The organism is Microlunatus speluncae (assembly GCF_009299835.1).
In the GTDB taxonomy this organism is placed as follows: domain Bacteria; phylum Actinomycetota; class Actinomycetes; order Propionibacteriales; family Propionibacteriaceae; genus Microlunatus; species Microlunatus speluncae.
This window is the reverse complement of the sequence record NZ_VKCZ01000013.1, coordinates 116,464-137,334: the sequence shown is the minus strand read 5'-3', so window position 1 is coordinate 137,334 and position 20,871 is coordinate 116,464. Positions and strand designations below refer to the sequence as shown.

The window sequence follows — 20,871 nt, the reverse complement described above, 5'->3', positions numbered from 1 at the left end:
GGGACGCTCTGGCGTGCCCTAGTTCTGACAAGTCGGGGTTTGTTGATCATGGCGGCGCGGCGATGCCGCCGTTACGCGAGCGGCGGGGGTAGCGTCAGTTCTTGTGACCTCCAGGCGATGCTCCCGATCTGGGTGCTCCGGCACGGCGGTGGCCACCTTGACCTACGTCTACCTCGATTCCACTGCCGTCCTCGGGCCGTTGGCCACGCGCGCCGATCCGCACGGGTACGACCTCTGCTCCCGCCATGCCGAGGCGCTGTCCGCGCCGCGCGGCTGGGAAGTGATCCGGCTGGCCATCCCGGACGAGCCGGAACAGAGCACCGACGACCTGCTGGCCCTGGCCGACGCGGTCCGCGAGGTGGGCCTCGGGTACGAGGATCCGGCCGGCACCGGCGATGATCAACAACAGCGCTCCTCCGGCGTCGTCGAGCTCGGCCGCCGCGGCCACCTCACCGTCCTCGCCGACCCCGACCAGTAGCCCTTCTCACCCCGCCGACGGGTAGCGGCTGGGCGTCAGGTGGTCCTGGCTCGATACCGCCCTGCCGGTACAACTCTGGCTAGGATGGCCGCGCCATGATCACACCGGGAATCTTCAAGGCCAACGACATTCGGGGCCGCGCCATCGAGCCGAATCCGGACTGGGACAGCGACGGCGCGCGCGCGATCGGCGCGGCCTGGGTCGACGTCAGCGGGCTGAAACCCGGTGTCGACTCCCTGGTGATCGGCCGGGACATGCGGCTGACCAGCCCCGAGTTCGCCGCGGCGTTCGCCGACGGGGTGGCCGGGCGCGGGGTCGACGTGATCGACATCGGGCTGGCCAGCACCGACCAGCTCTGGTACGCCTCCGGGGCGCTGGGACTGCCCGGCGCGATGTTCACCGCCAGCCACAATCCGGCGCCGGACAACGGGATCAAGTTCTGCCGGGCCGGCGCGCTGCCGGTCGCGGCCGGCGACCTCAAGGCATTGGCCGAGTGGGTGCTCCCCGGCTCCGGGTCCGTGGTCGAGGAGCCGGCGGCGGACGGTCGGCGCGGCACCATCACCGAGCGCGACCTGCTGCCCGACTACGCCGCGTACCTGCACTCGCTGGTCGACCTGACCGGGATCCGACGGCTGAAGGTGGTCGCCGACGCCGGCAACGGGATGGCCGGACACACCCTGCCCGCCGTGCTGGGGCCACTCGACCTCGACCTGATCGGCCTCTACACCGACCCGGACGGGACGTTTCCGAACCACCCGCCCAACCCGCTGGAGCCGGAGAACCTGGTCGATGCCCAGGCCGCGGTCCGCGAGCACCGGGCCGACCTCGGGCTGGTGTTCGACGGCGACGCCGACCGATGCTTCCTGATCGACGAGACCGGCGCCGTGGTCAGCCCGTCCGTGATCACCGCGATGATCGCCGGCCAGGAGCTGGGCCGGGAGCCGGGCGGCACGATCGTCTGCAACACGATCACCTCCAGGGCGGTGCCGGAGCTGGTCCGGGCCCGCGGCGGTCAGATCGTGATCACCCGGGTCGGGCACACCTTCGTCAAGGCGGCGATGGCCGAGTACAATGCCGTCTTCGGCGGCGAGCACTCGGCGCACTACTACTTCCGGGATTTCTGGGGCGCCGACACCGGGATGCTGGCCGCGCTGCATGTCCTGGCCCTGGCCGGCCGCGCTGACGTACCGCTGTCGAAGCTGGTCGAGGAGTTCTGCACCTACGTCGAGTCGGGCGAGATCAACAGCACGGTCGCCGACCAGGAGCTGATCATGGATCGGCTGGCGGCGGCCTTCGCGGGCCGCGGCGAGCCGGCCCGGCTGGACGGTCTGACCGTCGCGGCCGACGACTGGTGGTTCAACGTCCGTGCCTCCAACACCGAGCCGCTGCTCCGGCTCAACGTCGAAGCCGCCGACGAGCCCACCATGATCGCCATCCGCGACGAGGCCCTCAAACTCATCCGCACCTGACCCTGGCCCAACCCCCGAGTTGTCAGAACTAGGGGCCGCTCTGGCGTGCCCTAGTTCTGACAAGTCGGGGTTGGGTGAGTACGTTTAGCGTGCGGAAGGCGAGATCGAGGAGTGTGGGTTGGGATGGCTGTTGAGTTGGCGGCGGAGATGCTGGAGATCCTGTCCTGCCCGAGTTGTCACGGATCGCTGGCTGTTGATCATGAACGGGACGAGCTGACCTGCGTCGCCCCGGACTGCGGGTTGGCGTATCCGGTCCGGGATCGGATCCCGATCCTGTTGATCGACGAGGCCCGCCGTCCGGACGCCTCCTAGGAGCCCCGGCGATGACCGTCTTCGACGATGCCTGGCTGGACGACAAACAGGCGCTGACCGGCGCCGACCACGTGCTGCGGCGGCTGGCCGAGGCCGGGGCCCGGCTGCGCCGGGAGACCGAGCTGGCCGAGGGGCCCAAGCGGCAGGTGGCGAACAACCCCCGACCCCGGGCGGTGGTCGCGGTCGGCTCCGAGGCCCGCTTCATCCGCGCGATGCTCGAGCCGGTCTGCCCGGTGCCGTTCGTCGCCTGGCCGCACCACGGTCTGCCCGGCTGGGTCGGCGCGCTCGACCTGGTGATCGCGATGGCCAGCGACGGTGCCGAGCAGGGCCTGATCGTCACTGTCGCCGAGGCGACCCGGCGGGGCAGCCTGTCGCTGGTCGCCTGCCCGGAGTCCTCGGCGGTGGCCGACCACACCAGCTCCCGCTCGACCACGCTGCTGCCGACCACCACGGCCGATCCGCTGGCCGCGGCGATCGTCGTGCTGGACGCGCTCCATCTGGCTCAGCTCGGTCCCCAGGTCCGGCCGGATCTGGTCGCCGACGCGATGGACCTGATCTCCGAGGAGTGCTCGCCGTACAGGGATCTGGCGGAGAATCCGGCCAAGGATCTGGCGCTCAGCCTGGCCGACGCGCATCCGCTGGTCTGGGGCGGTTCGGTGCTCGCCGCTCGGGCCTCGCGCCGGGTGGCCGAGGCGCTCCGGGCCGGCACCGGCCGAGCGGCGCTGGCCGCGGATGTCGGGGAGCTGTTGCCGATCCTGGACGGCGCGGCGGCGCGGGATCCGTTCGCGGACCCGTTCACCGACGTCCTGCCGCAGGACCGCCGGCCCGGCCTGCTGATCCTGGATGACGGCGACACCGATCCCCTGATCAGGGCGGCGCACAACGGACTGCTGTCGGCCGCCGAGCGTAACGATGTCCGGACCTGCACCATCGGCCACCGCGGCGGCTCCGACGTGGAGCGCTACGTCACTCTGCTGCAGACCGGGATGTTCGCCGCGGTCTACCTGGCCGTCGGGCTCGGCCGCTACCACGAGGTCTGACCGCACCGACGACGCGGACGCTCCGGCGCCATGGCAAGATATGCGGCCGTGAGCGCTGAAGGTGGAACGAAGGCCGTTGTCGCGGCCCTGGTGGCGAACTCGTTCATCGCCCTGTGCAAGTTCGGCGGTTGGGCTCTGACCGGCGGTGCGGCCTCGTCGTTGCTCGCCGAGGCGATCCACTCGGTCGCCGACGCCGGCAACCAGGCGCTGCTGCTGGTCGGCGGTCGGCGGGCCCAGCGGGCGGCGACCCCGGAGCACCCGTTCGGCTTCGGCCGGGAACGCTACGTCTTCGCCTTCATCGTGGCGATCGTGCTGTTCAGCGTCGGCGGCCTGTTCGCGCTGTACGAGGCGTACCACAAGTATCACGAGATCCAGGAAGGTCACGCCAACGAACTGCTCCAGAGCCAGTGGTGGTGGTTGCCGGTCGCGATCTTGGTCGCCGCGATCATCGCCGAGTCGCTGTCGTTCCGGACCGCGATCATGGAGTCGAGCAAGACCAAGGGCCGGCAGACCTGGGGCCGGTTCATCCGCTCGGCCAAGTCGCCGGAACTGCCGGTCATCCTGCTGGAGGACCTGGCCGCGCTGGTCGGCCTGATCTTCGCGCTGGCCGGGGTCGGGCTGACCTTGATCACCGGCAACGCGTACTTCGACGTGATCGGCACCGGCATGATCGGCCTGCTGCTGGTCGCGGTCGCGGTCACCCTGGCCTTCGAGACCAAGAGCCTGCTGGTCGGCGAGTCGGCCACGCCGGAGTCGATCAAGAAGATCGAGGCCGCGCTGACCGGCACCGACGGCGTGGACAAGATCATCCACATGAAGACGTTGCATCTCGGGCCGGAGGAGGTGCTGGTCGCGGCCAAGATCGCCGTCGGCCGGACCGACTCGGCCGGCGACGTCGCGGATACGATCAACCGGGCCGAGACCGCGATCCGGGATGCCGATCCGATGGTCACCGCCCTGTATCTCGAACCGGACATCTATCACGCGGACTACGAACCGCAGGACCGCCCCGAACGCCCGGCCGCGCCGGCCCACTGAATCGAGCCCACCCGTGACCCGGATCCTGATCTTGAACGGCCCCAACCTCGGCCGGCTGGGCAAGCGCCAGCCCGAGGTGTACGGGTCGACCACCCATGATCAACTCGCCGAACGGCTGATCGCGTACGGGAAGGAACTTGGGGCCGAGGTTGAGGTGCGGCAGACCGACCACGAGGGCGAGCTGGTCGGCTGGCTGCACGAAGCCGCAGACGACTCGATCCCGGTCGTGCTCAACCCCGCCGCCTGGACTCATTACTCGATCGCCGTCGCCGATGCGGTCGCGCAGCGGACCGCCGACCTGATCGAGGTCCACCTGTCGAATGTCCATGCCCGCGAGGAGTTTCGCCGGCACTCGGTGGTGACGCCGTACGCCACCGGCGTGATCGCCGGCCTCGGCATCGCCGGCTACGAGTTGGCGCTGCGCCGGCTGGCAGAGAGCCCCGCGCCCTCGTCATAGTGCGTCGCAGCTCAATCATGGCGTAAGGCGACGCTCCAGCTTGCGCCACCCGACTGGGGGCGCTGAAACCTCAAGCTGGCCGACGAAGACCGCGGGGCGGGACGTCGCGACTGCGGCAGGGTCGGTGCGGCTAGGTTCGGTCACGGGCGTCGTCGGCTGCCCCCGCGGAGGAGGGGATGGCGATGACAGCGTCGATCGGGCCGGAAGTTGTGTCCGCGCTGGGGTTGGACGGACCGGAGGTCGAGCCGATCGCCGGTGGTCGGGTCAGCAAGGTCTGGCGGGCTCAGCGCGACGGCGGACCGGTTGCACTGCGCCAGTCGCCGGCGTTCCGACTGTTGCCGGAAGTCCGCTACGAATGTGACCTGTTGAGGACGCTGGCCGGCATGGGCGCACCCGTTGCGGCAATCGATGTGGGACCGACGCTGATCGACGGCTCGGTCTGGGTCGCCTTCGAGTGGATCGACGGGGCGCATCCCGCAGTCCCTGTCGAGGACCCGTCGGGCTACGGCCGGCTGCTCGCCGAATTGCACGAGCACACGGCCGAACCGGTGCAGCAACTCGGGCAGCGGCCCGGCTGGGGCCGGCTGGATGAGTTCCTCACCCTGCCGCGTCCCGGTGGCGGACGCACGATGGCGGAGGTGCTGCCGGAGTTCGAGCGGGCCTTCGGTGACGCCGGCGCCTGGCTGCGGCGGCAGGCGGAAGAAGTGCACGAGCGGCTGGCCGCGGCGTCGATCGCGTCGTACCCGCAGGTCATCGCCCACGGCGACTTTGCGCCGGGCCAGGTGCTGCTCCGCGGCGACCGGCTCGGCGCGGTGATCGACTGGGACTTCGCGCACCTGGACCTGCGCCTGGCGGACCTGGCCATCGCGGCCTCCATGGCCCGGCCGACGGTGGCCCGGGCGGCCGCATTTGTCCGTGGCTACGTCGAAGCGGCCGGTCCCGACCTCGGCGACCTCGACCTGTTGGCGGACCTGCGCCGCGCCTTCCACCTGAACAATCTCGGTAACCACCTGTGCGCCCGTTGGGCCAATGGGGCCGACATCACTCCCCAGGTGGCAATGCTGACCGAACGTCTGGAGCGCGACCAGTGGTGGGGACCGACGTTGGTGGCGGCGGCCAAGGATGCCACCGGCGCGCCGTCGGTACGTCCGCCCTCCGCCCCGATCACCCGTCAGGCGTCGGACCTCGAGCTGGCGCACGAGCTCGCCGATCGCGCCGCGGTCGTGGCCCGGCACTATTTCGAACGCGGGGTCGCCACCGAGACCAAGGCCGACGCCAGCCCGGTCACCGAGGCCGATCGCGCGGTGGAGCGGCTGCTGCGCGGCGCGCTGGCCGAGCTGCGCCCGGACGACGGCATCCTCGGCGAGGAGCTCGGCGCCCAGGGAACCGGCGACCGGACCTGGATCCTGGACCCGATCGACGGCACCGGCGCCTTCGCCCACGGCGACCCGAACTGGCGGGTCCAGATCGCCCTCGAGATCGCCGGTGAGCTCAAGGTGGCGGTCGTCGACGCGCCTGCCCTGGGGGTGCGCTGGTGGGCGTCGGCGGGCTCCGGGGCGTACGAACGCAAGGAGGGCGGGCCGACCCGGCCGGTGCGGGTCTCGGAGATGGCGACGCTGGACGGAGCGCTCGTCGCCGCCCATCCGGCACCGGTCGCGAACCGACTCCCGGCAGGTACGAGGCGGCCGGCCCGCACCCGGCTGCCGCTGATCGAACTCGTCCGCGGCGAAATCGACGCCTTCCTCGTCGACTGCTGCCACCCGTGGGACCACGCCCCGTGGATCCTGTTGGTCCGAGAGGCCGGCGGTGCGTTCACCGACCATCGCGGCGGAACGTCACCGAACCACCGTGGCGGCCTCTACTCCAACCGAGGCATCCACCAGGCCCTGCTCGCCGCGCTGCAGCCACCCTTCACGCCGGGCCGGCACCAGGCGGGCACGTCCTGAGCGCCGGTGGGCCGGGCGAGTTGATCAAGTGGCCCAGGTACTGCTCGGACACCGTCACGTTCATCGTTGGTTCCGGTCGATCGCCCCATTCCCTCGATCACCGGCGATCGATGGCGAACCCTTTTCTCAACGGGGCGGCGGCCCACTAGGCTGCCGAATATGGACTTTCGTGTAGCAGACCTCGGCCTTGCCGAGTTCGGTCGTAAGGAAATCAGGCTTGCCGAGCACGAGATGCCGGGCCTGATGGCGATGCGGGAACAGTACGGCAGCAGCAAGCCGTTGGCCGGGGCGCTGATCGCCGGCTCCCTGCACATGACGATCCAGACCGCGGTGCTGATCGAGACCCTGATCGCGCTGGGGGCCGAGGTCCGCTGGGCCAGCTGCAACATCTTCTCCACCCAGGACCACGCGGCCGCCGCGGTCGTCGTCGGGCCGGACGGCACGCCGGAGGATCCGAAGGGGGTTCCGGTGTTCGCCTGGAAGGGCGAGACACTGGAGGAGTACTGGTGGTGCACCGAGCAGATCCTCACCTGGCCCGAGGGCCAGCACGCCAACATGATCTTGGACGACGGCGGTGACGCGACGCTGCTGGTGCACAAGGGCGTCGAGTACAGCAAGGCCGGCGAGGTGCCCGAGCCGGGCGCCGACGACCCGGAGGAACTGCACGTCATCCTGTCGGTGCTGAAGGCCTCGATCGACGCCGGCCGCAACTGGACCGAACTGGCGAACGCGATCAAGGGCGTCACCGAGGAGACCACCACCGGCGTGCACCGGCTCTACGAGATGGCCAAGGCGGAGTCGCTGCTCTTCCCGGCGATCAACGTCAACGACTCGGTGACCAAGTCGAAGTTCGACAACAAGTACGGCTGCCGGCACTCGCTGGTCGACGGCCTGAACCGGGCCACCGACGTGCTGATCGGCGGCAAGGTCGCGGTCGTCTGCGGCTACGGCGACGTCGGCAAGGGCTGCGCCGAATCCCTGCGTGGGCAGGGCGCCCGGGTGATCATCACCGAGGTCGACCCGATCTGCGCGCTGCAGGCGGCGATGGACGGCTATCAGGTGACCACCCTCGAAGAGGCGCTGCCGATCGCCGACATCTACGTCACCGCGACCGGCTGCTTCAACGTGATCACCGCCGATCAGATGAGCCGGATGAAGCATCAGGCGATCGTCGCCAACATCGGCCACTTTGACAACGAGATCGACATGGCCGGGCTGACCAAGATCACCGGCGTCGAGCGGATCAACATCAAGCCGCAGGTCGACGAGTGGACCTTCGAGGCCGGCACCGACCAGGCGCACACGATCATCGTGCTCAGCGAGGGCCGGCTGATGAACCTCGGCAACGCCACCGGCCACCCGAGCTTCGTGATGAGCAACTCCTTCACCAACCAGGTGCTGGCCCAGATCGAGCTGTTCACCAAGCCCGAGCAGTATCCGGTGGGCGTCTACGTCCTGCCCAAGCACCTGGACGAGGCCGTCGCCCGTCTCCACCTGGACGCCCTCGGCGTCAAGCTCACCGAGCTCACCACCAAGCAGGCCGAATACCTCGGCATCCCGGTCACCGGCCCGTACAAGCCCGACCACTACCGCTACTGAGCCCCGGTCGGTTTTTCACGTTAACGTGAGTTTCTGGCACTTTGTGAACGTTGCAACCTTCACAAAGTGCCAGGAACGTTCATAAAGCTTGGTCCGCGACCACGTTGATCACCCGTTCCGCAGCGCCGGCCGCGCTTGCGTACGGTCAACACGGCGCCCGCGTCGTTGCGCAGGACGACGGTGCAGACCCGGATCGGTCCCAGTTCACTCATCGACGGCAAGGCTAGTGGCACGGGAGCGTCGCGCCTGCCCGGCTGGACCCCGGATCGCTAGGGTCAGTACATGCAGTCACCCCACGACGTTGTGCTCCTCCGCTGCGCTCCCCCGAACAACGCCGCGGGGACCCCGAAATGATCATCGATGATTACGCACGGCTGTTCCGGCTGGACGGGCGGCAGGCCCTGGTGGTGGGCGCCGGGAACGGCATTGGTCGTGAATCGGCGCTGGCGCTGGCGGCACAGGGCGCGGAGGTGATCGCCGCCGACGTCGACGGTGCTGCGGCAGCGGACACGGCGCGGCTGGCCGGCGGTCGCGACTATCAGTTGGACGTGCTGGACCCGGAGGCGATCCGGGCGGCGGCCGCGGACCTGGACGAGGTCGACATCCTCGTCTTCACCGCGGCGACCAACGTCCGCAAGCGCATCGTCGACTACACCGACGAGGACTTCGACCGGGTGATCGGGCTCAATCTGGCAGCGTCGTTTCGGCTGATCCGCGCCTTCGGTGCCCCGATGGCCGAGCGGGGCCGGGGCAGCATCATCGGCTTCAGCTCGATCCGGGCCACCCTGGTCGAGCCCGGGCAGGGGGTCTACGCCGCGACCAAGGCCGGCCTGATCCAGTTGCTCCGCACCGCCGCGGCCGAGTTCGGCCCGAGCGGCGTACGCTGCAACGCCGTCGCCCCCGGCATCGTCGAGACCCCGCTCACCGCGCAGATCCGGGCCGACCGGGCGTGGTCCGATGCGTACGCCCAGAAGAGCGCGCTCGGCCGCTGGGCCCAGCCGTCCGAGATCGCCGGCGCGGTGGTCTTCCTTGCCGGCGACGCGGCCAGCTACGTCACCGGCAGCTGCCTGATGGTCGACGGCGGCTGGACCGCGGTCGACGGCCGCTACACCCCACCAGCCTGAAATCGCTGACAAGTCGGCAGAGGGGTGGGTGCTGCGCCCCGACGACGGCCTCTGCATCCGCCTTCAGTTCGGCCGGAGGTGGGTTTGGCGGAGGTGGGCGGTGAAGGCGGCTTGGGCTTCGGGATTGTCGAGGTCTTCGGCCGTACGGCTCAGGTCGTCGCTGGCATCGAGGTGTCGGTGGCTCCAGACGCCGAGCTCGACCAGCGTCGGGAGCAGGGCGATCGAGCGCTCGGTCAGGCTGTAGATCGCCTTCTGCTTGTGCGTCGGATCCGGCCGCCGGGTGAGCAGGCCAGCCGCGGTCAGCGAGCGCAGCCGGTCGGCGAGCAGCTTGGTCGAGATTCCCTCGTCCGAGGCGAGCAGCTCCCGATAGTGCCGCCGGTCGGCGAACATGATGTCCCGGAGCACCAGCAATGACCACCGGTCGCCGAACACCTCGACCGCGAGGTTGATCGGGCATTCCGAGCGATGCTTGGTCATTTCCGATGTACTTTCCAAAGTAGTTGCATTCGGGGTTCAGTCTAGCATACGCTGTGACTGCTGTCGAAAGGTAAGCAGAAACGGAGACGATGATGACACAGCAGACACCGACGAGGCGCGAACTCTCGACCGAGGGCCGCGGGACCGGCGTGACCGAGGATGCCCAGCCGTTCGAGTGGTCGGACGTGGAGCAGCGACTGCGGACGGGCGGCTTCCGCTGGTTCACCTCGCTGCGACCGGACGGCGAGCCGCACACGCGGCCCGTGTTCGCCGCCTGGGCCGACGGGGTGCTGTTCACGGCCTCGAAGGAGGGCGCGCGGAAGTCCCGTAACCTCGACGGCGACGGGCGCTGCTCGGTCGCCTTCGAGGAGGACGGTGCGCACCTGGTCATCGAGGGGGTTGCAACCCGGGCCGTCGACGAGGAGACGCTGCGCCGGGCCTCGGCCGCGTTCGACGACGTCTACTCCTGGCCGACCCGGGTGGCGGGCGACGAACTCGACGCCGACTACGGTGCGCCGACCTCCGGCGGTCCGCCCTACCGGGTTTACCAGATCACTCCGACGGCGGTGTACGCGTTCCCGGCCGGCGGCCAGTTCCTGCCCGCCCGCTGGACCCTCTGATTCGGACGGTCACGCTGAGTCGGACGGCCGGGCGGTGAGGAAGCGGCGGGCGGCCTCGGCGTAGACCCGGGTCTTGCGGACGATGTCGGCCACCTCGACGTACTCGTCGGCCTGGTGCGCGATCCACTTCCCGCCCGGGCCGTAGACGACGGTCGGGATGCCGGCCTTGGCGGTGAGGATGGTGCCGTCGGTGGTGCCGGGGACGCCGCCGTAGACCGGTTCGGCGCCGGTGACGGCGGTGTGGGCGGCGGCCAGGGCGAGCACGACCGGATCGTCCAGCGGGGTGTCCACCGGCGGCCGATCGACCGGGATGGTGATCTTCGCCGGGGTCTCGGCCTTCGCGCCGAGCTGGTCGGCCAGACCGGTCAGTCGCTCGATCAGCCGACGATGATCAACTCCGGGGACGGTACGGATGTCGACGGCGAGGGTGGCCCGGGCCGGGATGACGTTGATCTGATCAAGGTCACCGCCGATGATCACGGTTGGGGTGAGATAGCTGGTGCCGAGCTGCGGATGCGCCCCGGGATCGACCTGCAAAGCGTCCTGCACGTCGGTCAGCCCGCGGACGAACTCCGCCGCCGTGATCAACGGGTTCCGGCCCTGCTCCGGCATCGCGCCGTGGGCCATCGTGCCGTCGAACTCCACCTGCAGCCGGATCGCGCCTTTCGAGCTGGGGCAGAGTTCCTCGGCCTCGGGCTCGCAGACGATGGCGCCGTCGACATCGGCCGCCTGACCCGAGTCGACGAAGTGGTGCACGCCGATCATCATGCCCTCCTCGTCGGCCAGGGCACAGACTTTGATCTTCCCCGGGAACGGCCCGGCCAGCTGCAACGCCCGGACGCCGAAGATCATCGCGGCCACGCCGGACTTCATGTCGGCGGCGCCGCGTCCGTACAGCCGTCCGTCGACGATCTCGCCGCCGAACGGGTCATGACTCCACTCGGCGAGAGTGCCCTCGGTGACGACGTCGGTGTGCCCCTCGAACATCAACACCGGTCCTGGGCCACCGCCGCCGTCGATCACCGCGACCACGTTGGGCCGGCCCGGTGCCGGCTCGGTGATCTCCGGCTGCCAGCCGAAGCCGCGCATCGTCTCGGCCACCAGCGCGGCGGCCGGCTGCTCCGACCGGCCGTGCGCCGGGTCGTTCACACTGGGGATCCGGACCAGCGCCCGGGTGAACGCGATCACGCCCGCTTCGTCGACGTCGATCTCGGTCAAGTCGATCACTGCTCCTCCGCCACCTGTCCCGCAACAGTCAGAGTCGGCACCGCCGCCAGCAGCTCCCGGGTGTACGGGTGCTGCGGCCGGGCATACACCTCGGCGGTCGGGCCGCGCTCCACGATCTCACCGTCGTGCAGCACCGCGACGTTATCGCACAGGTATCGCACCACGGAGAGATCGTGCGACACGAAGATCAAGGTCAGCCGGTAGTCGCGCACCAGATCGAGCAGCAGGTCGAGGATCTGGGCCCGGACGGTGACGTCGAGGGCGCTGACCGGCTCGTCGGCGACCAGCACCCGCGGCCGCGGCGACAGCGCCCGGGCGATCGAGATCCGCTGCCGCTGGCCGCCGGAGAACTGGTGCGGGAACCGGCGGGCCGCGTCCGGCGGCAGCCCGACCGCGGCGAGCAACTCGGCCACCCGGGCATCGACGCCGGGGATGCCGAGCGACACCATCGGCTCGGCGATGATGTCGCGGACCCGCATCCGCGGATCGAGCGAGGCCTGCGGATCCTGGAACACGACCTGCAGGTCCCGGCGCAGGAACCCGAGCCGCGACTCCGGCTGATGGCTGATCTCGGTGCCGTCGAACGCGATCGATCCGCTGGTCGGCCGGTCCAGCCCGGAGATCAGCCGGAGCAGCGTCGACTTCCCCGAGCCGGACTCTCCGACGATGCCGAACCGATCACCCGACCGGATCTCAAGATCAATGTTGTTCAGCGCCTGCACCTGGTCGCCGGGCCGGAACAACGACCTCCGCGGTCGCCGGAAGATCCTGCTCACTCCATGGACCGCGACCACTGCTTGTTCGTTCGCTGAGCTTGTCGAAGCGCCGTCCTGAGCCTGCCGAAGGGGGCTGGGTCCGTCGGTCTCAAGGCTTCGAGGGCGCGAGGTGGCCTGCCCTTCGACAGGCTCAGGGAACGATGGGCGGGGCGGCTCAGGGAACGATGTGCGGGGCGGCTCAGGGAGGGACGGGTCGGTCAGAGTCGAGGCGGCCAAGAGTTTCCGGGTGTACGGATGCTGCGGGGCGGCGAAGACCTCGGCGGTGGCGCCGGACTCGACGATCTCGCCGCGATACATCACCAGCACCCGCGGGCAGACCCGGGCGACGACGGCGAGGTCGTGGGTGATGAACAGCAGCGCGTTGCCTCGCTCGGCCTGCAACTCGACGATCAACTCCAGCATCGCCGCCTGCACGGTGACGTCGAGGGCCGAGGTCGGCTCGTCGCAGATCAACAGCCGGGGCCGGTTGGCCAGGGCCATCGCCAGCATCACCCGCTGCCGCATGCCGCCGGAGAGCTGGTGCGGATAGGCCCGCCCGATCCAGGCCGGATCGGGCAGCCGGACCCGCTCCAGCAACTCGATCGTCGCCGTCCGGGCCGCGGTCCGGGACGGAGTCGTGCGGTGCAGCAGCATCACCTCGGCGACCTGATCACCGACCCGCATCACCGGGTTCAGCGCCGTCATCGGCTCCTGGAACACCATCGAGGTCTCCTGGCCGCGGATCGCCGTCGCCCGTCGTTCGGGCAGGCCGACCAGGTCGGGCTCCACTCCGGCCAGCCGGATCGATCCTCGCGCCCGCAGTTCTTCCGGCAACAGGTTCATGATCGACAAAGCGGTGATCGACTTCCCCGAGCCGGACTCGCCGATCAGCCCGACCCGCTCGCCGGAGCCGATGCTGAACGAGACGTTGTCGATCAACGGCGTGCCGCCGGAGTGCACGGTCAGCCCCTCGACCTGAAGTGTGGCCTGCCCTTCGAAGCGGCTGGGTGCCGGCTGATCTCGAGCGGGCTCGAAGGGAGTCGTCATCGCAGCTCCCGGAGGCGCGGGTCGAGCCGGTCGCGCAGGCCGTCGCCGAGCAGGTTGAAGCCGAGCACGGCCAGGGCGATCGCCAGGCCGGGGATCAGGGCCAGCCTTGGGGCGGAAAACAACAGCTCCTGCGACTCGGCCAGCATCCGGCCCCAGGACGGCGTCGGCGGCGGTGTGCCGAAGCCGAGGAAGGAGAGCGCCGCCTCGGCCAGGATGGCGATCGCGAACGAGACCGAGGCCTGCACGATGATCATGCTGGCGATGTTCGGCAGCACGTGCCGAAGCGCGATCGCCGGTCGCCGCCGGCCGGCCGCTCGGGCGGCGAGAACGTATTCGGTGCGCATCACCTGCAGGGTCTGCCCGCGGGCCACCCGGGCGAACGCCGGCACGGTGGCGATCCCGATCGCGATCATGGCGGTCAGCGTGCTGGCGCCGAAGACGGCCCCGAACATGATCGCCAGCAGCAGCGCCGGGAAGGCGAAGATCACGTCGTTGACCCGCATCACCAGCTCGCCCGGCCAGCGGTCGGTCATGCCGGCGGCGATGCCCAGCGGGGTGCCGATCAGCGCCGAGATGCCGACCGCGACGATGCCGACGAACAGCGTGGTCCGGGCGCCGACCAGCAGTTGACTGACCAGATCCCGGCCGAACTTGTCGGTGCCCAGCAGATAGCTCGGATCGAACAGCGGCCGCAGCCGGGCCGACCCGTCGACGAAAGTCGGGTCGTGCGGAGTCCAGACGAACGAGATCAGCGCGATGATCACGACCAGGCCGACCAGCGCGGCGCCGATGATCAGATTCGGGCCGATCCGCTGCCGGACGGTCGTGCCGGGGTCGGCCATCAGGATGCTCGCAGCCGCGGATCGAGGATCAGGTAGCCGACGTCGACGACGAAGTTGATCACCAGCACGGCGACCACCAGCACCATCACGGTTCCCTGCACCAGCAACAGATCCCGGTTGGCCACGCCGTCCAGCAGCAGGCTGCCCAGCCCCGGGATGGTGAACACCCGCTCGATCACCACCGCACCGATCAGCAGCGTCGCCAGCTGCAGCCCGAGCACGGTGATCACCGGGATGGCCGCGTTGCGCGCGCCGTGGCGCAGTAGTGCCCGGTACGGTCCCATCCCCTTGGCCCGCGCCGTCCGCAGATAGTCCTCGCGCAGGACATCCAGCACGGCGGAGCGGAGGTAGCGGCTGAGCACGGCGCCCTGCACCAGACCCAGCGACAGGGCCGGCAGGATCAGGTGCCGGAGGAAGCCGACCGGATCCTGGGCCGGCACGACGAAGCCGCCGGAGGGCAGGACTCGCAGGCTGACCGCGAAGACGAACAGCAGGCCGACCCCGGCGACGAAGGCCGGCACCGCGATCCCGGCCTGGCTGATCCCGGAGAGCAGCAGCCCGGACACCTTGCGGTGCCGGACCGCGGCCGCGGTGCCGAGCGGAACGGCGATGATCAAGGAGACGATCAGGCCGAACAACACCAGCCAGCTGGTGACGGCGAACCGGTCGGCGATCAACGGCGTGATCGGGGTTTCGCTGACGTACGACACCCCGAAGTCGCCGCGCAGCAGCCCGGTCACCCAGTCCAGATACTGCACCGGCAGCGGCCGGTCGGTGCCGAACCGGGCCCGCAGTGCCGCCACCGCCTCCGGGGTCGCGTTGACCCCCAGTGCGATCTCGGCCGGGTCACCGGGCAACACCGCCATGAAGGTGAACACGACCACGGTGGCTGCGATCATGCTCAGCACGAGCACGCCGACCCGCTTGATCAGGAACAGGCTCACCGCGACCCTGACTCAGGTCTTGGTCAGGCCGGTGAGATCGAAGGATTCCGACACCACGTTCTGCGGCAGCCCCTGGACGTTGGTGGTCGCGACCATCAGATTCGGGAACAGGAACAGGAAGTCGGCCGCCGCGTCCTCGGAGATGATCTTGGCCGCCTCCTTCATCTTCGTCACCTGCTCGGCCTCGGTGCCCGCGTCGGCCTCGGCGAACAGCCGTTGCACCTCGGCGTTGTCGTAGCGCGGGTAGTACTTCGGGTTGCCGAACACCGCGACGATGTCCCGCGGCTCGACGTGGTTGATGATCGACATCTCGTAGTCGGCCTTGGTGAAGACCTGGTCCAGCCAACGGGCCGGGAACTCCAACGGCTCGATGGTCGCAGTGATCCCGACCTGGGCCAGCTGCGACTTGACGACCTGGGCGGCGGCGGTGGCGTAGGGCAGGTTGGCGATCCGGAACCGCACCTTCAGGTCGGTCGCGCCGGCCTCGGCCAGCAGCGCCTTCGCTTTCGCCGGATCGAACGGGAACAGCCCGGTCAGATCCTCGAACCAGGGATCACTCGGCGGCACCATGCCGCCGATCAACTCGCCGCGGCCGGCCCAGGCGGTGTCCAGCAGTTCCTGGTGGTTGATCGCGTGGCGGACGGCGCGCCGGACCCGTACGTCGTCGAACGGCGGTTGTGAATTGTTCAGGCTCAGCACCACCTCGCCGGTCGAGGTGCCCTCGATCACCTGGAAGCGCGCGGTGTCGGCGAACTGGCCCAGGGACTCCGGGGTGAGCACGGCGGAGATCACGTCGATCCCGCCGGAGAGCAGCGCGTTGTTCAGCGCGGTCGCGTCCCGGAAGTAGCGCAGCACCACCCGGTCCAAGCCCGGCTTCGCGCCCCAGTAGTCCGGGTTGGCCTCGAGCGTGATCGCGTCGCCGCGCTTCCACTCGACGAACCGGTACGGACCGGTGCCGACCGGTCGGTTGGCAAGATCATCGACGCCGGTCCGGGAGAACATCGCGCCGACCCGGGTCGCCATCGAATAGAGCCAGGAGTTGCTCGGCTTCTTCAGCGTCACCTCGATCGTGTGATCACCGGTCTTGCGGGCCGTCTCGACCACATCGAGCTTGGCCTTGAGCGAGACCGTCCAGTCCTTCGTCACCCGCTCGATGCTGAACACCGCGTCGTCGGCGGTGAACGGCGCGCCGCCCGCGAACTTGGCGTTGTCGACGAGCTCGAACGTGTAGCGCAGCCGGTCATCGCTGATCTGCCACGACTTGGCCAGCAGCGGCACGATCGCACCGGACTGGTCGAGCTTCACCAGGCCCTCGTACACGTTGACCAGCAGTGCCTGCGGGATGGCCGCGCCGTCGGTCCGGGTGAAATCGAGGTTGGCCGGTTCGGCGACGAAGCCGACCGTCAACGTCTTCGTCGTCGGCTGGCCGCCGCCGGCCGTCGAGCCGGCCGTGCAGCCCGCCGCGAGGCCACCGGTGACGGCGGCGCCGAGGCCGAGCACGAGCCGGCGGGGGATCATCGGGACAGCGGACGAGCGTCGACTCACGGGCGTGACCTCCTTGGTGGACACAGCATAGAGTTCGCCGACCCCGGGCCGCTTTCACTCCGTGATCAGCCTCTGGCTCGGGAGTTCGTTCCAGCGTACAATCGAACAGGTGATCGATTCGAACCGTGACGAGCGCGGATTCTGGCGCCGGGAGTTGTCCTGGTTCCAGCTCCGGCTGGTCCGGTTCCGCACCTGGATCGCCCGCCTCCTCGGCCGCCGACTCGACTGACCCGTGCTCGCCTTCGAGTCGCTTGTTCGTTCCCTGAGCCTGTCGAAGGGCTGACCAGATTGCCTTTTCTGAGTACGCCGAAGCAGGTGGACGTGGCTTGCCCTTCGACAGGCTCAGGGAACGAAGGTGCGCGCCTGGTCGAAGCGCTGCACGACGTCGGCCAGTGAGTCGTCGGTGCCGACGTTGCCGGCGAAGACGACGTACGGCAGGCCGGTGGCTGGGCCGTCGACCGGCTCCCAGAGCGAGACGATGCCGGGCAGCAGGGTGCCGCGGACCCAGGCCCGGCGGATGCCGAGGGCCTCGGTCGCGACGTCGGAGGAGGTGACGCCGCCCTTGGCGACGACGAACGCGGGCCGTTGTCGTTCCATGATCATCCGGACCAGCTCGACCACCGCCACGCTGACCCGACGGGAGATGGCAAGGCTCTGCTCGCCGTCATCGCCGCGCACCAGTTCGCGGCTGGTCTTGATCACCACGTTGCCCTGCGGCAGCGCGGCCGCGGCGCGTTCGGCGAGGTCACGCAGGTGATCTTCGGCCGCGCCGCCCGCGGCGATGATCTTGGCCGGGACCAGCTCGAGCTCGACCGCGCCGACCCGCTCGGTCAGCAGCCGCAATTGCCGGGAACTGAGCGAAACATGGGATCCGACCACGATCAGGCCACCCGGCGACGGGGTGTCCGTAGGGGGCAGCAAGGCCCGCAGGGTGGCGTCGTCGATCGGTGGCGCGGCGACCTGCCCCGAGCGGGCCCGGACGAACGACGGGCCGACCCGATAGACGAAGCGCCGGCCCGATCGTTCGGCGGCCAGGATCCCCAGGGCGAGCACCCGAAGATCATCATCGGTCACCGCATCGGTCACCACGTAACCATGATCATCGAGCTCGGCCAGCGCGGCGGCGACCCCCTCCGGGCCGAGGGTGCGCAGCTGCGCGACGGTGATCCGGCCCACCGCGCTCCGGTCGACGCGGCCACCGGTCTTCTCCGCCACCCAGGCGGTCAGCTCGGAACTGCTGAAGCCGAAGGTGGCGTCGGCCGCATAGTCGGTCGACCCGACCGGCACCATCCCGGCGTCGGTCCGGACCCAGTGCACCGAGTCGACGGTGATCCGGCCGGCATCCAGATAGGACGGGTTGATGATCACCGCGTCGACCGGCTGCCCGGCGGCGGCCGACTCCGCGGCGAGCAGGTCGGGCTCCAGCGGGAAGTGTCCGCGCAGGGTGGAATCGCTGCGGCTGGCGAACGCGAGGTCGATCCCCTCCTCGGCGGCCACGGCCAGGCAGGCCCGCGCCACCTCCCGGGTCAGCCGGGCCGCCTCGGGCTCGGCCAGGCCGCGAGAATTGGTCAGCACGAAGAACGCCGCGGTGTCCTGCCGCATCGCCCAGCGCAGGTCGTCGGGCGCCCAGCGGGTGACGACCGGCAGGTCCTTGATCGTCTGGTTGCCGGTCGGGTCGTCGTCCAGCACCGCCAGCCGCCGGCCCGAGGCACAGGCCGTCGCGAGTTCGTCCGCGGGGACGATCCGGGCCGGCGGCAGCGAGGCGAGCAGTGACGACTCCGGCACGGGATGGTCCATGCCGGCCAGGATGTCACGGCGTCGAAGGCCACCGATCCGAGGCGTCCCGCCATTCGGGGCAGTCGCCGGTCGCCCCGCCGCCGCTCGGTACGATCGGGACGTGCCCACGATCCCGGAACAGACCCGATGAAGATCATCATCACCGGCGGGGCGGGATTCCTCGGCCGCCGACTGACCGAAGTGCTGCTGCAGCGGGGCACGGTCACCGCGAGCAACGGCGAACGGACCGGGATCGAATCGATCGTCTGGTACGACCAGCCGGCCGCGATCGAGGCCGTCCGGGCCGGCGCGCCGGCGGGGGTCGAGCTGGTCGGCGGCGACATCACCGATGCGGCCGGATTCTCGGCCCTGCTGGACCGGGCGGAGATCGGCATCTTCCATCTCGCCTCGGTGGTCAGCGGGCAGGGCGAACAGGACTTCGATCTCGCGCTGCGGGTGAACCTCGACGGGACCCGGACCGTGCTGGAGGCGGCCCGCCGGCACGAGAACACGCCGCGGGTGGTGGCGACCAGCTCGGTCGCCGTGTTCGGCCCGGGCAGCGGGCCGGCCGGCACCGATCAGGCGCCGCCCCGGCCGGGGACGACGTACGGGATGACCAAGGCGATCCTCGAGCTGATGTTCGACGACTACACCCGGAAGGGCTTCCTGGACGGGCGGGTGGGCCGGATCCCGACCGTGATCATCCGGCCGGGCCGGCCCAACGCGGCAGCCTCCTCGGCCGCGAGTGCCGTCTTCCGGGAGCCGCTGGCCGGCCGGCCGTACGCGGTGCCGCTCGCCCCGGAGACCCGGATGGCGGTCGGCGGCGCCGCCGGAGTGGTGGCCGGGCTGGCCGACCTGTTCGAACTGCCGTCGGAGCGGATCGGCGCGTTCCGCACGCTGACGTTCCCGAGCGTGTCCGCGACGTTCGCCGAGATGCTGGCCGCGGTGCAGCGGCTGGTGCCGGCCGAGGCGCTGGCCCCGGTGACCTTCGAGCCGGATCCGGAGATTCAGCGGATCGTCGACACCTGGGTGCCGACCACCGAGGGCGAGCGGGCGACCGCGCTCGGCGTCGGTGCCGTCGATGATCTTGAGGCCATCGTGCTCGACTACATCCGCCGCGAGCATCCCGAGCTCCAACTGCAGAACGGAAGGGCGAGTCAGTGAAGGTCCTGTTGCCGACCAGCGTCCCGCTCGACCCCACGTTGCCGGAGGGGGTCCAGGGGATCGCGTACGACCCCGAGGCCGAGCTGCCCGACGAGCACACCGACGCCGAGGTGATCGTGCTCTGGCTCAACCCGGCGTCCCGGATGAAGGAGCTGGCCGACCGGCTGCCCAAGCTGCGGCTGATCCAGGGCCTGATGGCCGGCACCGACTCGGTGGTGGCCGCCGGCTTCGCGCCGGAGGCGGTGATCGCCTCGGGTCGCGGCCTGCACGACCTCACGGTCGCCGAGCACACCCTGGCGCTGGCCCTGGCCGCCGCCCGCCGGCTCGATCGGGCGCTGGACGCGCAGCGCGGCGGCAGCTGGGACTCCGAGCTCGGCTACCGGCAGCCGTTGGACAATTCGCAGGGGCTGACCACGCTGCGCGACGCCCGGGTCACCATCTGGGGCTTCGGCAGCATCGCCAAGACGCTGGCGCCGTACCTGACCCTGCTCGGGGCCAAGATCACCGGCGTCGCCTCGTCGGCGGGGGAGCGGGCCGGCTATCCGGTGATCGCCGCCGCTGACGTGCACAGCGTGTTGCCCGACACCGACATCTTGATCAACATCCTGCCGGCCGTACCGGACACCATCAAGATCATCGACGCCGCGGTGCTGCAGGCGCTGCCGAAGACGGCCTGGCTGATCAACGTCGGCCGCGGCGCGACGGTCGACGAGGGGGCGCTGCGGACGGCGCTGATCGACGGCGAGATCGCCGGTGCCGCCCTCGACGTCACCGCCACCGAGCCGCTGCCCGACGGCGACCCGCTGTGGTCCGCGCCGAACCTGATCATCACCCCGCACACCGCCGGCGGACGCCCGCTCGGTGCCGACACCCTGATCGAGGCCAACGTCCGCGCCCTCCTCGCCGACGACCCGATCGCGAACCTGGTTACCCGGTAGTTGTCGATTCTTCACGTCAACGTGAGAATCTGACGCGATGTGAACGTTGCAACCTTCACATCGCGTACGAAAA

Annotated in this window: 20 protein-coding genes; 12 read left to right on the top strand and 8 right to left on the bottom strand. The window is 70.0% G+C overall.

The features are described from left to right. Window positions 1-148 precede the first annotated feature (148 nt). The 8 genes from FNH24_RS16830 (at window position 149) to ahcY (ending at window position 8,339) form a co-directional block, all read left to right on the top strand. Window positions 149-478, top strand: coding sequence for a DUF3499 domain-containing protein (locus tag FNH24_RS16830; protein WP_425486898.1), 330 nt, complete (start codon window positions 149-151; stop codon window positions 476-478). Window positions 479-573: 95 nt separating this feature from the next. Further along, the gene (locus tag FNH24_RS16825) at window positions 574-1,947 is read left to right on the top strand and encodes a phosphohexomutase domain-containing protein (RefSeq protein ID WP_152363365.1); all 1,374 of its coding nucleotides are present in this window, start codon (window positions 574-576) and stop codon (window positions 1,945-1,947) included. Window positions 1,948-2,070: 123 nt separating this feature from the next. Further along, window positions 2,071-2,259, top strand: coding sequence for a Trm112 family protein (locus tag FNH24_RS16820; protein ID WP_152363364.1), 189 nt, complete (start codon window positions 2,071-2,073; stop codon window positions 2,257-2,259). Between the two features lie 11 nt (window positions 2,260-2,270). Beyond that, window positions 2,271-3,299, top strand: coding sequence for an SIS domain-containing protein (locus FNH24_RS16815; RefSeq protein WP_152363363.1), 1,029 nt, complete (start codon window positions 2,271-2,273; stop codon window positions 3,297-3,299). Between the two features lie 30 nt (window positions 3,300-3,329). Further along, window positions 3,330-4,337, top strand: coding sequence for a cation diffusion facilitator family transporter (locus FNH24_RS16810; protein WP_217428275.1), 1,008 nt, complete (start codon window positions 3,330-3,332; stop codon window positions 4,335-4,337). A 13-nt stretch (window positions 4,338-4,350) separates the two neighbouring features. Next, complete coding sequence (gene aroQ / locus FNH24_RS16805) at window positions 4,351-4,794, top strand: type II 3-dehydroquinate dehydratase (RefSeq protein ID WP_246186941.1); 444 nt, start codon at window positions 4,351-4,353, stop codon at window positions 4,792-4,794. A 182-nt stretch (window positions 4,795-4,976) separates the two neighbouring features. Beyond that, window positions 4,977-6,740, top strand: coding sequence for an inositol monophosphatase family protein (locus tag FNH24_RS16800; RefSeq protein ID WP_161606168.1), 1,764 nt, complete (start codon window positions 4,977-4,979; stop codon window positions 6,738-6,740). Window positions 6,741-6,899: 159 nt separating this feature from the next. Then, a complete protein-coding gene (gene ahcY / locus FNH24_RS16795) occupies window positions 6,900-8,339 on the top strand; it encodes an adenosylhomocysteinase (protein WP_152363359.1) in 1,440 nt (479 codons plus the stop codon). Between the two features lie 59 nt (window positions 8,340-8,398). Here ahcY and FNH24_RS31495 read toward each other — a convergent pair whose 3' ends face one another. Continuing rightward, window positions 8,399-8,551, bottom strand: a complete 153-nt coding sequence (locus FNH24_RS31495; protein WP_161606167.1) for a hypothetical protein — start codon at window positions 8,549-8,551, stop codon at window positions 8,399-8,401. 138 nt (window positions 8,552-8,689) lie between these two features. Between FNH24_RS31495 and FNH24_RS16790 the strand changes: the two genes are divergently transcribed. Further along, a complete protein-coding gene (locus FNH24_RS16790; RefSeq protein ID WP_152363358.1) occupies window positions 8,690-9,463 on the top strand; it encodes an SDR family NAD(P)-dependent oxidoreductase in 774 nt (257 codons plus the stop codon). Window positions 9,464-9,526: 63 nt separating this feature from the next. On the opposite strand, the gene FNH24_RS16785 is transcribed toward FNH24_RS16790, so the two are convergent. Further along, complete coding sequence (locus tag FNH24_RS16785; RefSeq protein WP_152363357.1) at window positions 9,527-9,940, bottom strand: winged helix-turn-helix transcriptional regulator; 414 nt, start codon at window positions 9,938-9,940, stop codon at window positions 9,527-9,529. Window positions 9,941-10,029: 89 nt separating this feature from the next. On the opposite strand from FNH24_RS16785, the gene FNH24_RS16780 reads away from it, so the two are divergent. Then, a complete protein-coding gene (locus tag FNH24_RS16780; RefSeq protein WP_152363356.1) occupies window positions 10,030-10,560 on the top strand; it encodes a pyridoxamine 5'-phosphate oxidase family protein in 531 nt (176 codons plus the stop codon). A gap of 9 nt (window positions 10,561-10,569) precedes the next feature. On the opposite strand, the gene FNH24_RS16775 is transcribed toward FNH24_RS16780, so the two are convergent. From FNH24_RS16775 to FNH24_RS16750, 6 genes are all read right to left on the bottom strand, one after another. Beyond that, a complete protein-coding gene (locus FNH24_RS16775; protein WP_217428274.1) occupies window positions 10,570-11,787 on the bottom strand; it encodes a M20 family metallopeptidase in 1,218 nt (405 codons plus the stop codon). Continuing rightward, window positions 11,784-13,589, bottom strand: a complete 1,806-nt coding sequence (locus tag FNH24_RS32260) for a dipeptide ABC transporter ATP-binding protein (RefSeq protein WP_152363355.1) — start codon at window positions 13,587-13,589, stop codon at window positions 11,784-11,786. The genes FNH24_RS16775 and FNH24_RS32260 overlap by 4 nt, the downstream gene beginning before the upstream one ends. After that, a complete protein-coding gene (locus FNH24_RS16765) occupies window positions 13,586-14,431 on the bottom strand; it encodes an ABC transporter permease (protein ID WP_170304508.1) in 846 nt (281 codons plus the stop codon). Before FNH24_RS16765 ends, FNH24_RS32260 begins: the two co-directional genes overlap by 4 nt. Further along, window positions 14,431-15,375, bottom strand: a complete 945-nt coding sequence (locus FNH24_RS16760; protein ID WP_152363354.1) for an ABC transporter permease — start codon at window positions 15,373-15,375, stop codon at window positions 14,431-14,433. The genes FNH24_RS16765 and FNH24_RS16760 overlap by 1 nt, the downstream gene beginning before the upstream one ends. A gap of 12 nt (window positions 15,376-15,387) precedes the next feature. After that, a complete protein-coding gene (locus FNH24_RS16755; protein WP_246186940.1) occupies window positions 15,388-16,920 on the bottom strand; it encodes an ABC transporter substrate-binding protein in 1,533 nt (510 codons plus the stop codon). 342 nt (window positions 16,921-17,262) lie between these two features. Continuing rightward, complete coding sequence (locus FNH24_RS16750) at window positions 17,263-18,717, bottom strand: four-carbon acid sugar kinase family protein (protein ID WP_152363353.1); 1,455 nt, start codon at window positions 18,715-18,717, stop codon at window positions 17,263-17,265. 126 nt (window positions 18,718-18,843) lie between these two features. Here FNH24_RS16750 and FNH24_RS16745 point away from each other — a divergent pair, with 126 nt between their 5' ends. After that, on the top strand, window positions 18,844-19,860 hold the full coding sequence (locus FNH24_RS16745; RefSeq protein ID WP_161606166.1) for an NAD-dependent epimerase/dehydratase family protein: 1,017 nt from the start codon (window positions 18,844-18,846) through the stop codon (window positions 19,858-19,860). Then, a complete protein-coding gene (locus FNH24_RS16740) occupies window positions 19,857-20,798 on the top strand; it encodes an NAD(P)-dependent oxidoreductase (RefSeq protein WP_152363351.1) in 942 nt (313 codons plus the stop codon). Before FNH24_RS16745 ends, FNH24_RS16740 begins: the two co-directional genes overlap by 4 nt. Window positions 20,799-20,871 lie beyond the last annotated feature (73 nt).